The sequence below is a fragment of the Gulosibacter sediminis genome (genome assembly GCF_030011715.1).
Lineage (GTDB): Bacteria > Actinomycetota > Actinomycetes > Actinomycetales > Microbacteriaceae > Gulosibacter > Gulosibacter sediminis.
In genome coordinates this window covers 17259-30682 of sequence record NZ_JASCYH010000014.1, presented here as the reverse complement: position 1 = coordinate 30682, position 13424 = coordinate 17259, and the positions used below count along the sequence as shown (strand labels likewise).

General features: G+C 66.6%; 15 protein-coding genes and 1 tRNA gene. 8 read left to right on the top strand and 8 right to left on the bottom strand.

What is annotated here, in order from left to right:
* Positions 1–51 precede the first annotated feature (51 nt).
* The 4 genes from QM019_RS06575 (at position 52) to QM019_RS06560 (ending at position 4649) form a co-directional block, all read left to right on the top strand.
* Positions 52–312 (top strand): hypothetical protein, encoded by a 261-nt coding sequence (locus QM019_RS06575; RefSeq protein WP_164509715.1) that lies wholly within the window; start codon positions 52–54, stop codon positions 310–312.
* 68 nt (positions 313–380) lie between these two features.
* Positions 381–1988 carry a helicase-associated domain-containing protein gene (locus QM019_RS06570; protein WP_282852338.1) on the top strand — a complete coding sequence of 536 codons (1608 nt, stop codon included), beginning with the start codon at positions 381–383 and terminating at the stop codon, positions 1986–1988.
* Between the two features lie 11 nt (positions 1989–1999).
* On the top strand, positions 2000–3643 hold the full coding sequence (locus QM019_RS06565; RefSeq protein ID WP_282852337.1) for a DNA repair helicase XPB: 1644 nt from the start codon (positions 2000–2002) through the stop codon (positions 3641–3643).
* A 7-nt stretch (positions 3644–3650) separates the two neighbouring features.
* Entirely contained in the window at positions 3651–4649 is a 999-nt protein-coding gene (locus QM019_RS06560) for an LLM class flavin-dependent oxidoreductase (protein WP_282852336.1), read from the top strand.
* A gap of 11 nt (positions 4650–4660) precedes the next feature.
* Here the strand turns inward: QM019_RS06560 and QM019_RS06555 are convergent, their stop codons facing one another.
* Positions 4661–5470, bottom strand: coding sequence for a class I SAM-dependent methyltransferase (locus tag QM019_RS06555; protein ID WP_282852335.1), 810 nt, complete (start codon positions 5468–5470; stop codon positions 4661–4663).
* A gap of 80 nt (positions 5471–5550) precedes the next feature.
* On the opposite strand from QM019_RS06555, the gene QM019_RS06550 reads away from it, so the two are divergent.
* The 3 genes from QM019_RS06550 to QM019_RS06540 all read left to right on the top strand — a co-directional run bounded on the left by QM019_RS06550 (position 5551) and on the right by QM019_RS06540 (position 8392).
* On the top strand, positions 5551–6252 hold the full coding sequence (locus QM019_RS06550) for a response regulator transcription factor (RefSeq protein ID WP_125106428.1): 702 nt from the start codon (positions 5551–5553) through the stop codon (positions 6250–6252).
* A gap of 5 nt (positions 6253–6257) precedes the next feature.
* Positions 6258–8009 carry a sensor histidine kinase gene (locus tag QM019_RS06545; protein WP_282852334.1) on the top strand — a complete coding sequence of 584 codons (1752 nt, stop codon included), beginning with the start codon at positions 6258–6260 and terminating at the stop codon, positions 8007–8009.
* Positions 8010–8101: 92 nt separating this feature from the next.
* Positions 8102–8392 carry a WXG100 family type VII secretion target gene (locus QM019_RS06540; RefSeq protein ID WP_282826637.1) on the top strand — a complete coding sequence of 97 codons (291 nt, stop codon included), beginning with the start codon at positions 8102–8104 and terminating at the stop codon, positions 8390–8392.
* A gap of 64 nt (positions 8393–8456) precedes the next feature.
* Here the strand turns inward: QM019_RS06540 and groL are convergent, their stop codons facing one another.
* The 4 genes from groL to QM019_RS06520 form a co-directional block, all read right to left on the bottom strand.
* Positions 8457–10076: a chaperonin GroEL gene (gene groL / locus QM019_RS06535; RefSeq protein WP_125106431.1), complete on the bottom strand. Its 1620-nt coding sequence runs from the start codon at positions 10074–10076 to the stop codon at positions 8457–8459.
* A 110-nt stretch (positions 10077–10186) separates the two neighbouring features.
* Positions 10187–10399: a cold-shock protein gene (locus QM019_RS06530; RefSeq protein ID WP_282852333.1), complete on the bottom strand. Its 213-nt coding sequence runs from the start codon at positions 10397–10399 to the stop codon at positions 10187–10189.
* A gap of 68 nt (positions 10400–10467) precedes the next feature.
* A complete protein-coding gene (locus QM019_RS06525) occupies positions 10468–11043 on the bottom strand; it encodes a LytR C-terminal domain-containing protein (protein ID WP_282852332.1) in 576 nt (191 codons plus the stop codon).
* A gap of 29 nt (positions 11044–11072) precedes the next feature.
* On the bottom strand, positions 11073–11360 hold the full coding sequence (locus QM019_RS06520; RefSeq protein WP_282826641.1) for a DUF3263 domain-containing protein: 288 nt from the start codon (positions 11358–11360) through the stop codon (positions 11073–11075).
* Between the two features lie 112 nt (positions 11361–11472).
* Here QM019_RS06520 and msrB point away from each other — a divergent pair, with 112 nt between their 5' ends.
* Positions 11473–11877, top strand: coding sequence for a peptide-methionine (R)-S-oxide reductase MsrB (msrB, locus tag QM019_RS06515; RefSeq protein ID WP_125106435.1), 405 nt, complete (start codon positions 11473–11475; stop codon positions 11875–11877).
* On the opposite strand, the gene QM019_RS06510 is transcribed toward msrB, so the two are convergent.
* From QM019_RS06510 to QM019_RS06500, 3 genes are all read right to left on the bottom strand, one after another.
* Complete coding sequence (locus QM019_RS06510) at positions 11867–12412, bottom strand: YceI family protein (protein ID WP_282852330.1); 546 nt, start codon at positions 12410–12412, stop codon at positions 11867–11869. The genes msrB and QM019_RS06510 overlap by 11 nt on opposite strands.
* A 57-nt stretch (positions 12413–12469) precedes the next feature.
* A tRNA-Thr gene (locus QM019_RS06505) sits at positions 12470–12545 on the bottom strand.
* A 45-nt stretch (positions 12546–12590) separates the two neighbouring features.
* A complete protein-coding gene (locus tag QM019_RS06500; RefSeq protein ID WP_282826645.1) occupies positions 12591–13343 on the bottom strand; it encodes an SDR family NAD(P)-dependent oxidoreductase in 753 nt (250 codons plus the stop codon).
* Between the last annotated feature and the right edge of the window lie 81 nt (positions 13344–13424).

Sequence of the window (13424 nt, the reverse complement as noted above, 5' to 3'; positions counted from 1 at the left end):
ATCGAACGAACCCCTATTCTACCGACGCCCGCGGTGGCTTAGGCTTGTTCGGTGACCAAGTCCCAGAACCAGGCTCCGGTGGGTCGCGGCGAGCGCGTTCTCGCCAACGCCACCGCGACGCTCGCGATCGTGGCATTCATCTGCCTCCTCGCCGTGCTCATCGCCCCGCTGATGGGCGTCGATTTCGCAACCGACGCGACGTGGTTCTGGCCCGTGGCGTTGCTCGTCGCCTGGTGGGGCTTCCCCATCGCCCTCATCGGCGTCACCGCGGTGATCGTCTGGCGCATCATCGCGAACCGCAGGTACAAGTGACTCAAGTCCCCGACTCGCTACGAATTCTCGCTGCACTCCGACAGCTTGATGAGTCGGGGTTTGTCCGTTTGCTGCGCGCACGGCGGGTGCCGACGCGCGGGCTGACCGACCCGATCGACCTTGCCGAGTGGCTCTGCGACGACGCGAATGTCACGAGCGGTCTTCGCCGCCTGCACTGGCGGCTGCTGCGCGGGATGCGACTCGGGCACGAGAGTGCCCTCGAGGCCGCCGCCCGGCTACAGCTCGCGGTGCGCGGCGACCACATCGAGCTGTTGCCGCACGCACGAGCCGAACTCGAGCGCCTGCTGCCCGAAGTTCCCACTTACACCGACGCGCTCGCGCACGACGCCCCCAGCGGCAGTGACCGCGCCCAGGAGGGCGCCCAACTTGCGCTCGACGCGCTCTGGCAATTGGATGCGCGCCGCCGAGCCGTGCAGCACGCGCGCACCGGCGTTCGGCTTAGCGCGATCGAGCTGCGGCGTCTCGCCGTCGAGGTCGAGCGCCCGGTCGAGGTCGTTTCCGCCGTGTACGCCTGGCTCGCCCACGCCGAGCTCATTGGTCCCGCCGGAGAGATCTGGGCGCCCACCGCATCCGGCCGCGAATTCTCCTCTCGCCCGATCGAGCAGCGGTGGCTGACGCTCGCGCAGGCGTGGCTGGCCGAACTCTCGCTCGACGAGGTGCGCGAGGCGACCTGGCTGCGCGACCCCGAGCATCCGGCGGTTGCGCTCGGCCTCGCCGACGCCGCACACGGCTCACTCACGAAGCTCGGCGCGCTCGTGCTCGACGGGCGCGCGGACGACGCCCGAGACCTCCTCGCCGGCGAACTCACGCCGCCAGTGCACGGCGTCTACGTGCAGCCCGACCAAACGATCATCGCGCCGGGCCCGCTCAGCGCCGCCGACGATGCCGCTTTGCGCGGGGTCGCCGACCTCGAACACCGCGCCCTCGCGAGCCAGTTTCGGCTGACCCAGGCCTCGATCGAGCGAGCCCTGCTCGCTGGCGACACGCTCGCCGGCATCCGCGGGCAGCTCGAGCGACTCTCGCTCACGGGCATCCCGCAGCCGGTCGCCTACCTGCTCGAGTCGAGCGCCGAGCGCTTCGGCCGGGTGCGCGTGCGTGCGCACGTTGACGATCTGGGCCGCATTAGCTCGCGAGTGCGCGCCGAGTCGCCGCAGCTGCTCGATACCCTGCGCATCGACACCGCGCTGAGTTCGCTCGCCCTGCGCCCGGCCGACTCTGAGCTCGCCTCGGCCGCGAGCCCCGAAACCACGCTGCTCACGCTCATCGAGGCGCGCTACCCGGCGGCGCTCGAGGATCTCGACGGCGAACTGCGTCGCGGCGTCGACCCAGTCACGGCCCCCGTATACCGGCCGGACCCGAGCGCGACCCTGCGCGCCGCCGCCGCCGCCCTCGCCGAACACACCGCGGGCGAACCCGAGCGCGACGACGAGGCGACCTGGCTGCGCCGGCGGCTCGAGCTGGCGCGCCGCGATCGGGCTGAGCTCCGCCTCGAGATCGCGCTCGGCGGCGATCGCACCGCGCAGCTCGAACTCGTGCCGATTTCGGTCACCGAGCAGCGGCTGCGGGCCCGCGATACCGAAGCCGAGGTCGAGCGCACGGTTCCGCTTCGCGCGATCGTCGCGGTCGAGGGCACCCGGGTCGCCGGACGCGACTAAACTTGCAGGTTATGGCTGACGGACCCCTCATCGTTCAAAGCGACCGCACGGTGCTGCTCGAAGTCGCGCACCCAGACGCGGATGCGGCTCGTCACGAACTCGCGGTGTTTGCCGAACTCGAGCGGGCCCCCGAGCACATCCACACGTATCGCATTACGCGGCTCGGCCTCTGGAACGCGCGGGCGGCCGGTCACGACGCCGACGAGATGCTCGGCACGCTGAACCGGTACGCGAAGTTCCCGGTGCCCGACGCCGTCGCAATCGACCTCCGCGAGACCGTGAACCGTTACGGCCGCCTCACGGTCGACCGCGACGATGACGGCGGGCTCGTGCTGCGCAGCAACGACGAATCGGTGCTGCGGCAGGTCTCGTCAAACAAGAAGATCGCGCCGCTGCTGCACGGCGAGCTCGCGCCGGGCGTGATGCGGGTCGAAGACTGGGCACGCGGCGAGCTCAAACAGCAGCTCGTCAAGCTCGGCTGGCCGGCAGAAGACCTCGCGGGCTACACGCCGGGCACGCCCCACGAGATCGACCTCAATGAGGACGGCTGGAGCTTGCGTGACTACCAGCGTGACGCGGTCGACCACTTCTTCACCGGTGGCTCGGGCGTCGTCGTGCTCCCCTGCGGCGCGGGCAAGACCATCGTCGGCGCCGGCGCGATGGCGGCGGCCGACACGAACACCCTGATTCTCGTGACGAACACCGTCTCGGCGCGCCAGTGGCGCAGCGAGCTGCTCGCCCGCACCTCACTCACCGAGGACGAGATCGGCGAGTACTCGGGCGAGGTGAAAGAGGTCAAGCCGGTGACGATCGCCACGTATCAGATCCTCACCGCGAAGCGGAAGGGCCAGTACGCGCACCTGTCGCTGCTCAACGCGCTCGATTGGGGCCTCATCGTCTACGACGAGGTACACCTGCTCCCGGCCCCTGTGTTCAAGCTCACGGCCGAGCTGCAGGCGCGCCGCCGCCTCGGCCTTACCGCGACCCTCGTGCGCGAGGACGGTCGCGAGGGCGACGTGTTCTCACTCATCGGCCCAAAGCGCTTCGATGCGCCCTGGAAAGAGATCGAGGCGCAGGGGTACATCTCGCCCGCCGAGTGCTTCGAGGTGCGCGTCGACCTGCCCTACGAGGCCCGCATGGAGTACGCCGGCGCGAGCGACGAAGACCGCTACCGCATCGCGGCGAGCGCCGAGGTGAAGCACGATGTCGCCCGCCGGCTCGTGAAGAAGCACGCGGGCGAGCGCATCCTGATCATCGGCCAGTACCTCGACCAGCTCGACGCGATCGCCGAGGAGCTCCACGCACCGAAGGTGACGGGCCAGACACCGGTCGCCGAGCGCGAGAAGCTGTTCAACGCCTTCCGCTCAGGTGCTGAGCCGATCCTCGTCGTATCCAAGGTCGCCAACTTCTCGGTCGATCTGCCGGATGCCTCGGTGGCGGTACAAATCTCAGGCTCGTACGGCTCGCGGCAGGAGGAGGCGCAGCGCCTCGGTCGCCTCCTGCGCCCGTCGTCATCGGGCGTCACCGCGTCGTTCTACACCGTCGTGGCGCGCGACACTGTTGACCAGGACTTCGCGCAGAACCGACAGCGTTTCCTCGCCGAGCAGGGGTATTCCTACTCCATCCTCGACGCGGACGACATCACCGCAAGCTAGGAGCATCATGGCGTTCACCCACCTCGGATTCATCCACCTCGTCCCCTTTGCACGCGACGCCCCGCGCGCCGGGTTCGAGGATGCGATCGACCTGTTCCGCTTCGCCGACGAGCTCGGCCTCGACTCGGGCTGGCTGCGCACGCGCCACATGCAGTACGGCGTGCCCTCGCCCGCGGTGCTCTTCGGCGCCCTCGCGCGTGAAACAACGCACCTCGGGCTCGGCAACGCCGTGATTCCGGTCGAGTTCGAGAACCCGTTCCGGCTCGCGGAGGACCTCGCGACGGCGGATGTGCTCACCGGCGGCCGCGTGTTGCCCGGTCTCAGCGTGCACCCGCCCCGCTACGAGGAGGCGACGAACGACCTCGTCTTCGACACCGGTTGGCGCGAGGAAGACTACGGCTACGGCCGCCTCGAGCGGCTCCGGTCGTTGCTGCGCGGCGAGCCGGTGCGCGAGCTCGAGGCGTACTCGGGCTTCGGCGGCGACTTTGACTCGGAGCGCGTCGAGCCGCACTCCGAGGGGCTCGCGGAGCGGCTCTGGTACGGCGGCGGCTCGCTGAAGTCGGCCGCGTGGGCGGGCGAGGCGGGCCTGAACTGGCTCGTGAGCAACATCTCCTCGTCCGAGAACGGCGTCACCAACTTCTCCGCAGCGCAGCGCAACCAGATCGACGCCTATCGCGCCGCTGGCGGCTCGCGCGTCACGGTCGCCCGCGTCATCGTGCCCACCGACGGGGCGACGGATGCGCAGGTCGAGAAATACCGCGCGTACGCCGAGGGCCGCAACCCGCGCACCGAGGGCATCGTCGGCCGCAATACGATCATCGCGAAGGATGTGCTCGGCTCGCTCGACGACATTCTCGAGTTCGTCGCGAACGACGCCGCGATTCAGGCTGCCGACGACCTCCTGTTCGAGCTGCCGTTCGAGATGGAGCTCGCCGACTGGAAGCAGATGCTCGAGCAGCTCGCGACGCGCGTCGGCCCAGCACTCGGCTGGTCGCCGAAGCGCTAGGTCGCGGGCGGTTAGTTCGCCTGACGGAAGGCGAGCAGTTCCCCGTGCGTCATGATGAACATGGCGCCGGGGTCACTGCCCCACGCCTGCCACGCGCGCGAGATGGCCGCAAGCTCGTCTTGGCTCGCAAGCTCGCGCTCGAGCACCTCCTCGGTGAAGCGCGACGTGAGCGCCCGCTTCTGCCAGAGCTTGCCCCACCACGCGCAGGTCTCCTCGTCGGCGTACGTCCAGGTCGAGGCGCCGAGCTTGATGTTCTCGAGCGCCGCGGCCCGCGCCCACGCGCGCAGGTGACGCGCCGCATCCGGCGTCGCCTCGTTCGCACGCGCGACCGCGAGGTAGAGCTCGCGCCACCGGTCGAGCTCACGCGGCTGCGGGTACCACGACATCTCGGCGTAGTCGGCGTCGCGCGCGGCGAGGACGCCTCCGGGGGCGAGCACGCGCCACATCTCGCGGAGCGCGGCGACCGGATCGGTGAGGTGCTGGAGCACCTGGTGGGCGTGCACGACGTCGAAGCTGCCGTCGTCATAGGGCAGCGCCATGACGTCGGCCGCCTCGAAGCGAGTGCGGTCGTCGCCACGCCTCGAGGCCTCAGCTCGCCCGAGCTCGAGCGTCTCCTCGAACAGTTCGAGGCCCGTCACCTGCCCGCTCGGTCCGACCAGCGCGGCGAGGTCGAGCGTGATGGTCGCTGGGCCGCAGCCGACGTCGAGCACGCGCATCCCCTCCCGCAAATGTGGCAGCAGATAACCGCAAGAATTCTCAGCGGTGCGAACGATGTGCGACGCGAGCACCGAGGGTGCGTGTCCGTGCAGATAACGAGCCATGCGCTCAAAGATATCGACACATAACTTCCGCATAACCGCGCATCAGACGGCATTCAGCAAGCTCGCGCCAAAATAGCTGCATGACTGATGCTGGACCAAAAATCCTGGTGGTAGACGACGAGCCGAACATTCGCGAGCTGCTCTCGACGAGCCTTCGCTTTGCAGGGTTCATGGTGCGCACGGTAGGCAACGGCGCGGGCGCGATTGCGGCCGTCATTGACGAGGAGCCCGACCTGATCGTGCTCGACGTGATGCTGCCCGACATGTCCGGCTTCGCCGTGACCAAGCGCCTTCGTGCCTCTGGGTACGTGTCGCCAATCCTCTTCCTCACTGCCAAGGACGACACCGACGACAAGATCGAGGGCCTCAACTCGGGCGGCGACGACTACGTCACCAAGCCCTTTAGCCTCGACGAGATCGTCGCCCGCATCAAGGCTATTCTTCGCCGCACGATGCACACCGAAGAGGAGGCCGTCATTCGAGTGGGCGACCTCACGATGGACCAGGACACGCACGAGGTGTTCATCAACGACGAGCCGGTGGACCTCTCCCCCACCGAGTTCAAGCTGCTGCGCTACCTCATGCTCAACCCGAACCGAGTGCTGTCGAAGTCGCAGATCCTCGACCACGTGTGGGAGTACGACTTCAACGGTGACGCGGGCATCGTCGAGTCCTACATCTCGTACCTGCGCCGCAAGCTCGACGCGCACACGTCGGAGTCGCTGATTCAGACGAAGCGTGGCTTCGGCTACATGCTCAAGGTTCCCGGGGTCAAGGCGTAACTCGTTTGACCTCCGGCCCCTCGCGGTGGGATCAGTTTTCCCTCCGAAACCAGCTCACGATCGTCAACGTGGTGCTGCTCGCCCTCTCTCTGGTGATTGCGGGCAGCGGCACCACGTTGCTGCTGCGACCCACGCTCGTGGGGCAGCTCGACGCGAGCCTACGTTCGATCGCCGCCGACCCGACGCTCGTGCTCGGCGGCGACGCGAGCACGGGCGAGTTCGGTTTCGAGAACATCCGCACGGCGCCGCAGCCGTACTACGTCGCGGTCGTCGATGACTCGGGCCAGGTCATGGTCGACAACTGGGAGTGGCAGCCGCGTTCAGTGGCGCCCGACCTGTCGACCATGGAGCTCAAGTTCGACAGCAATAGCGGCGCTGGCTTCGCGATCTACGAGTTGAAGGATGGGCTCGGCGCGCCCTGGCGCGCGGTGGTGGTTCCGGAAGACCAATACAACTCGAACCAGGTGTTCGGCACGCTCATCGTCGCGATGCCGATGTCGAGCGTCAACGCGACGATGGCGAGCTTCCTCGCCATCTTCTTCGGCTTCGGCCTCTCGGTGCTCATCTTCGCGGCCGTGCTCACCCGCATGCTCGTCTCGGCGACACTGCGGCCGCTGCGTAAGGTCGAGTCAACCGCCATGAACTTCGCGGCCGGTGACTACGACCAGCGCCTGCCCGAGGCCACCCCCAACACCGAGGTCGGCCGGCTCTCGCGCTCGCTGAACTCGATGCTCGGGCAGATCGACTCGGCGCTGAATGAGCGAGATAGGACGATCAGCCAGATGCGCCGGTTTGTCGGCGATGCCTCGCACGAGCTGCGCACGCCACTCGTCACCGTGCGCGGCTACGCCGAGCTCTACCGCATGGGCGCGCTCGACGAGCCGACCAAGGTCGGCCAGGCAATGGACCGCATCGAGGGCGAGGCAAAGCGCATGGGCGGCCTGGTGGAAGACCTGCTGCAGCTCGCGCGACTCGACGAGAACCGCGAGATGGCGAAGGATGTGCTCGACCTCGAGCCGCTCGTCGAGGATGCGGCGATGGACACCCGCGCGCAGGCGCCCGACCGCACCATCCGCGTGCATCCGACGGTGCTCGTCGCCGATGAGGATCACCCGTACCGGCCCGAGAAGACGGCGTTCACCGACCTGCCGGTCGAGACGGATGCCCCCACCGAACCCGAGCCCGACACCGATGCGCCCGAACCCGTCAAGGGCACCACGCGTGGCCGCCTGGCCCGCGTTCTACGCCTGCGACGACGCTCCTCGCCGGGGGGCCCGAGCGAGCAGCCCGACGCGACCGCCGAGACAGCAAGCGAACCGCTCGAGGGCGGCGAAGAGTTCGCGTCGGACGACGACGTGCCCGCCATGATCTATGGCAACAGCGACAAGGTGCGCCAGGCCATCCAGAACATCGTCGGCAACGCCCTGCGTTACACTCCCGAGGGCACGCCCATCGAGCTCGGGGTCGTCATCGACGTGACCCGCGAGCGCGCCATCGTCGAGATAATCGACCACGGCGACGGTATCCCCGAACAGAGCCGAGCGCAGATCTTCCAGCGATTCTGGCGCGCCGACACCTCGCGTACGCGCGACACCGGCGGCACAGGCCTCGGCCTCGCCATCGTGTCGGCGATCCTACAGACGCACGAGGGCACGGTCGACGTGGTCGAGACTCCCGGTGGCGGTGCCACATTCCGCCTGAGCTTCCCCCTGCTCATGGCGCCACCTGTGGATGAAGAGCCCTCCACAGAATCGTGACATAGAGCCCGGCGCGCAAAACGCCGGGCTCTACCTTTGGGGCCGTGCCTCGCATGAACCAAGGATGTGGGGCCGCAGGAAGGGAGCCCCACATGGCAAAGTTCACCGTCGACAGCGAAATCATTCAGAGCGCGGTCTCGACGGTGCAGACCGACATCGAGTCGGTCCGCACCGCAGCCAATCAGCTCACAACGCACCTCGCGAGCCTCCAGGGCTCGTGGCAGGGCCAGGCACAGGCCCAGTTCCAGAGCGTCGTCGACCAATGGAAGTCGACCCAGGGCCAGGTCGAGACCTCGATCGAGCAGATCAATCAGGCGCTCTCCTCGGCGGGCGTCCACTACGGCAACACCGAGAACGATGTGATTCGCCTGTTCACCGTCTAACAACGGCGAAGGCGGGCGACTCATGGGAGTCGCCCGCCTTCGCGGTATCAGTTGGTGCCAGGGACTAGAAGTCCATGCCACCCGTGGGGTCACCAGCAGCAGCGGCGCCAGCCGGCTGCGGCTTGTCGGCGACAACAGCCTCGGTGGTGAGGAACAGGCCGGCGATCGACGCAGCGTTCTGCAGCGCCGAGCGGGTCACCTTCACCGGGTCGAGGATGCCCTCGGCGATCATGTCGACGTACTCACCCGTCGCAGCGTTGAGGCCGTGACCGGTCTCGAGGCCGCGGACCTTCTCGGCCACAACGCCCGGCTCGAGGCCAGCGTTGAGGGCGATCTGCTTGAGCGCGGCGTCAAGGCTCGACTTGACGATCGCGGCACCGGTCGCCTCGTCAGCAACGAGGTCGAGGGCGTCGATGGCCGAGCCCGACTGGGTCAGCGCAACGCCACCACCAGCGACGATGCCCTCTTCAACCGCAGCCTTCGCGTTGCGGACAGCGTCCTCAATGCGGTGCTTGCGCTCCTTGAGCTCGACCTCGGTGGCCGCGCCCGACTTGATGACGGCAACGCCACCGGCAAGCTTGGCGAGGCGCTCCTGAAGCTTCTCGCGGTCGTAGTCGGAGTCGGTGTTCTGGATCTCCTGCTTGATCTGCGCGACGCGACCCTCGATCTGCGCGGCTTCGCCAGCGCCCTCAACGATGGTGGTCTCATCCTTCGAGATGATGACCTTGCGTGCGCGACCGAGCATGTCGAGGTTCGTGTTCTCGAGCTTGAGGCCGACCTCTTCCGAGATGACCTGGCCGCCGGTGAGGATCGCGATGTCCTGGAGCATCGCCTTGCGGCGGTCGCCGAAGCCGGGAGCCTTGACGGCGACCGACTTGAAGATGCCGCGGATCTTGTTGAGCACGAGGGTCGCGAGTGCTTCGCCCTCGACGTCCTCGGCGATGATGAGGAGCTGCTTGCCAGCCTGCATCACCTTGTCAACGACGGGAAGGAGGTCCTTCACGTTCGAGATCTTGCTGTTGACGATGAGGATGTACGGGTCTTCGAACACCGCTTCCTGGCGGTCGGTGTCGGTGACGAAGTACTGCGACAGGTAGCCCTTGTCGAAGCGCATACCCTCGGTGAGCTCCAGGGTGGTCTCGAAGGTGTTCGACTCTTCGACGGTCACGACGCCTTCGCGGCCGACCTTGTCGATCGCCTCGGCGATGAGCTGACCAATGTGCGGGTCAGCGGCCGAGATCGACGCGGTCGCGGCGATGTGGCCCTTGCTCGAGACCTCGACTGCCGAGTTGAGCAGGTGCTCGACGACGGCGGCGACGGCCTTGTCAATGCCACGGCGGACCGAGATGGGGTCGGCGCCGGCAGCAACATTGCGCAGGCCTTCCTTCACGAGGGCCTGGGCGAGCACGGTTGCGGTGGTCGTACCGTCACCGGCGACGTCATCAGTCTTCTTCGCGACCTCCTTGACGAGCTCCGCACCGATCTTCTCGTACGGGTCCTCAAGCTCGATTTCCTTTGCGATCGAGACACCATCGTTCGTGATGGTGGGGGCGCCCCACTTCTTCTCGAGCACAACGTTGCGGCCGCGCGGGCCGAGGGTCACCTTGACGGTGTCAGCGAGCGTGTTCAGGCCACGCTCGAGACCGCGTCGAGCCTCTTCATCAAAGGCGATCATCTTCGACATAAATGTGTCGTCCTTTCAGGACCTGAGTGGTCTTCGGATTAGCACTCAGTGTCGTGGAGTGCTAATACCAATGTTGGCACTCCCACCCTGAGAGTGCAAGGAGAGTCCGCCTAGAGCGAGCGCACGTGCTCGGCCTGCGGCCCCTTGTCACCCTGCCTCACCTCAAACTCGACCGCCTGGTTCTCCTGCAGAGTGCGGAAACCATTCATGTCGATCGAGCGATAGTGCACGAAAACTTCCTGTGCGGGGGTGGTGTCACCATCAACGGTGATGAACCCAAAACCCTTTTCTGCGTCGAACCATTTCACGATGCCGGTAGCCATAGCGGCACCCTAGGTGGCAAGCGCAACCGGCACGTGAAATTCGCGTGACGGGAAGGGCAACGAGGCCGTTATAGCAGCGCGTCGGCTGCGTCTGCGCCAAGAATCACGACGAGCGTGCCCTCAGCGGCGATATTCGGGTCGACCGAGATCTCGCCGAAGCCGAGCGTCTCCTGCGCGCCCAGCGCCGCGCCGCGCTGGTCTTCGCTCGCCACGACGATGCTCGTGGTCTGGTAGTCGAATCTGTCGGCATCAGCAACGCTGCCGACAGTCCAGCCGCCGCCGGTCATGGCCTCCGAGCCGGCGGTCGCGAGGCCGGACGTGCCGACCCCGTTGAGCACGGTGACGCTGAGCGACGCGTCCACCGTCGCGGTCGGGCCGGTTTCGGTGGGAGTGGTGCTCGGCTCAGCGGTGCTCGACTCGGTCGGCGACGTCGTCTCCTCCTGCCCACCCATGTCAGCCGTGAACTGCACCTGGTTGTCGATCGCCCACATCACGCCGACGCCGATGCCGACGAGCAGCACGAACGCAATGATCGCCACGATCCACGACATGAACTTCGACGCCCAGGTTCGCGGTGCGCGGTGCGCCCCACGGCGCTTAAGCGTGCGGGGGAAGTCGTCGAAGCGATCCTTGGGGTACTTCACGTGTGCTGAATCTTCCTGCAGGGGTGGGGCTAGTTGCGGCCGTCGACCGTACCAAATCGGTGCGCTCGACGTGCCTCGCGCATCCGCCGAAGCCGGTGCACAAGCATCGGATACGCGACGAGCGCCGAGGGCGACTCAATGAGCGTACCGAGTATCTGATAATACCGAGCCGTGGAATAGCCGAACTGGGCGCGAATCGCGTCCTCTTTCCCCCGGCTATGGCGAGGATGCTCCGCCTCGAACTCAAGCAGGGCACGGTCTTCGTCGTGAAGCGGCGGCGGGCTCGAGTGTCGCAGGGCGCCTGCAGCTTCGGGCATATTCGCCTCCTCAGTGGTGTTGAACTAATAGCGGAATGCTCGCCCTGAGCTTACGCGCGCTCGGGTCATTTGCCCCAGCGGCGCGCGTACACTTGCCTAACCAGGAGGTCCCATGTCGTACGAAGTTGAACGCACTGACGCACAGTGGCGCGAGGTGCTCAACCCGCAGGAATTCCAGGTGCTGCGACAGGCTGGTACCGAACGCGCGTTCACCGGTGCGCTGCTGAATGAGGAGCGCCCGGGCACCTACACGTGTCGCGCCTGCGGCAACGAGCTCTTCAACGCGACGACGAAATTCGACGCGGGCTGCGGCTGGCCCAGCTTCTGGGAGCCATTGCGTGAGGGCGCCGTGGAGTATCTCGAAGACAACACGCTCGGCATGCGCCGCGTCGAGGTTCGCTGCGCGAAGTGCGGTTCGCACCTCGGGCACGTGTTCCCCGACGGCTACGGCACCCCCACCGGCGACCGGTTCTGCATGAACTCGGTCAGCCTGGAGTTCGTGCCCGCTACTGCTTAACGAGCGCGAGTTCGAACTCGAGCGTGATCTTGTCGCTGACAAGCACGCCGCCCGAGTCGAGCGGGGTGTTCCACCGAACATTCCAGTCGCGGCGGTCAATGCGTCGCGAGCCCTCGAGGCCCGCGCGCGTTGCGCCCATCGGGTCGTGCTCGATGCCCATGAGCTCGAGCGGGATCGACGTCTGCCGGGTGATGCCGCGAATGGTCAAGTCGCCGGTCACGATGAACTGATTGTCGCCGATCTCGTCGATCGAGCTCGAGACGAACGTGATTTGCGGGAACTCGCCGACGCTGAGAAAGTCGGGGCTCCGCAGGTGATCGTCGCGCTCCGGCTGGCGCGTGTCGATGCTCGCGGCCTCGATCGTGACCTGCACGTTCGACTCGCCCAGGTTTTCAGCGTTGATGTTGGCCTGGCCCTGCACGTTGTTGAACGCGCCGCGAACGCGCGACACCATGGCGTGGCGGGTCGAGAACCCGACGCGCGAGTGCGCATTGTCGATCTGCCAAGTACCGGCAAGCTGCCGATCAATTGCCATGTGCTGGCTCCTTTACTGGGTGCGGTGGTAGCGACTCACCTTAACCCTGCGAAGTCGTGGAGCCGCCTATCGGGTTCGAACCGATGACCTTCTGTTTACAAGACAGATGCTCTACCAACTGAGCTAAGGCGGCAACAGCATCCCATACTACGGGGTGATGGGATGCTGCGGTGACGGCCTAGACAGCCGTGTAGCCGCCGTCGATGAGGTAGTAGCCGCCCGTGACGAACGAGGCGTCCTCGCTGAGCAGGAAGCGCACCACCTTGGCGACCTCTTCGGGCTCACCGAGTCGGCCAAGCGGGTGCTTCGCCGCGAGTGCGTTGTACATCTCGTCAGGCATCTTCTGCAGCAACGGCGTGTTGATGTAGGCCGGGCCCACCGAGTTAATGCGCAGCCCCTGCGCACCGTACTCGGCCGCGGCGTTCTTCGTGAGGCCAACGACGCCGTGCTTGGCCGCCGTGTAGGCGCCGTTGCCGAGGGCTGCGACGGTACCGTGAATCGAGGCCATGTTGACGATGGCGCTCTCGGCCGCGCCGGCCTCGAGCATGGCAGGAATCTGGTAGCGCATGCCGTAGAGCACACCATTGAGGTTGATGTCGATGACGCGATCCCAGTCGTCAAGGTCGACCTGACCGGCGGGAGCGTTCGCGCCGCCGATGCCGGCGTTGTTCACCCCGTAGTTGAGCTTGCCGTAGGTCTCGATCGCGAACGCGACCGACTTCTCGCTGTCTTCCTTCACCGCGGTGTTCGCGACGAACGCGGCGGCGGTTCCACCGGCCCCGGTGATCTCGTCGACCACGCGGTTCGCGCCCTCTTCATTGATGTCCGACACAACGACCTTGGCGCCACGAGCAGCGAGCTCCTTCGCGATGGCTTCGCCAATGCCCGAGCCGGCTCCGGTGACCAGTGCGACGCGACCTGTAAATGACATGAATCTGACCCCTTAGTTCTCGGTTGGAGGTCTTCTCATGGTGACACCGCGCAGTGAACAACACCCGACTACGATTGCTCG

Excerpts from the sequence above, each read along its gene's own strand:
- QM019_RS06565 (WP_282852337.1), top strand. The coding sequence starts at position 2,000 with ATGGCTGACGGACCCCTCATCGTTCAAAGCGACCGCACGGTGCTGCTC.
- QM019_RS06560 (WP_282852336.1), top strand. The coding sequence starts at position 3,651 with ATGGCGTTCACCCACCTCGGATTCATCCACCTCGTCCCCTTTGCACGC.
- QM019_RS06555 (WP_282852335.1), bottom strand. The coding sequence starts at position 5,470 with ATGGCTCGTTATCTGCACGGACACGCACCCTCGGTGCTCGCGTCGCAC.
- QM019_RS06550 (WP_125106428.1), top strand. The coding sequence starts at position 5,551 with ATGACTGATGCTGGACCAAAAATCCTGGTGGTAGACGACGAGCCGAAC.
- QM019_RS06540 (WP_282826637.1), top strand. The coding sequence starts at position 8,102 with ATGGCAAAGTTCACCGTCGACAGCGAAATCATTCAGAGCGCGGTCTCG.
- groL (WP_125106431.1), bottom strand. The coding sequence starts at position 10,076 with ATGTCGAAGATGATCGCCTTTGATGAAGAGGCTCGACGCGGTCTCGAG.
- QM019_RS06530 (WP_282852333.1), bottom strand. The coding sequence starts at position 10,399 with ATGGCTACCGGCATCGTGAAATGGTTCGACGCAGAAAAGGGTTTTGGG.
- QM019_RS06520 (WP_282826641.1), bottom strand. The coding sequence starts at position 11,360 with ATGCCCGAAGCTGCAGGCGCCCTGCGACACTCGAGCCCGCCGCCGCTT.
- msrB (WP_125106435.1), top strand. The coding sequence starts at position 11,473 with ATGTCGTACGAAGTTGAACGCACTGACGCACAGTGGCGCGAGGTGCTC.
- QM019_RS06510 (WP_282852330.1), bottom strand. The coding sequence starts at position 12,412 with ATGGCAATTGATCGGCAGCTTGCCGGTACTTGGCAGATCGACAATGCG.
- QM019_RS06500 (WP_282826645.1), bottom strand. The coding sequence starts at position 13,343 with ATGTCATTTACAGGTCGCGTCGCACTGGTCACCGGAGCCGGCTCGGGC.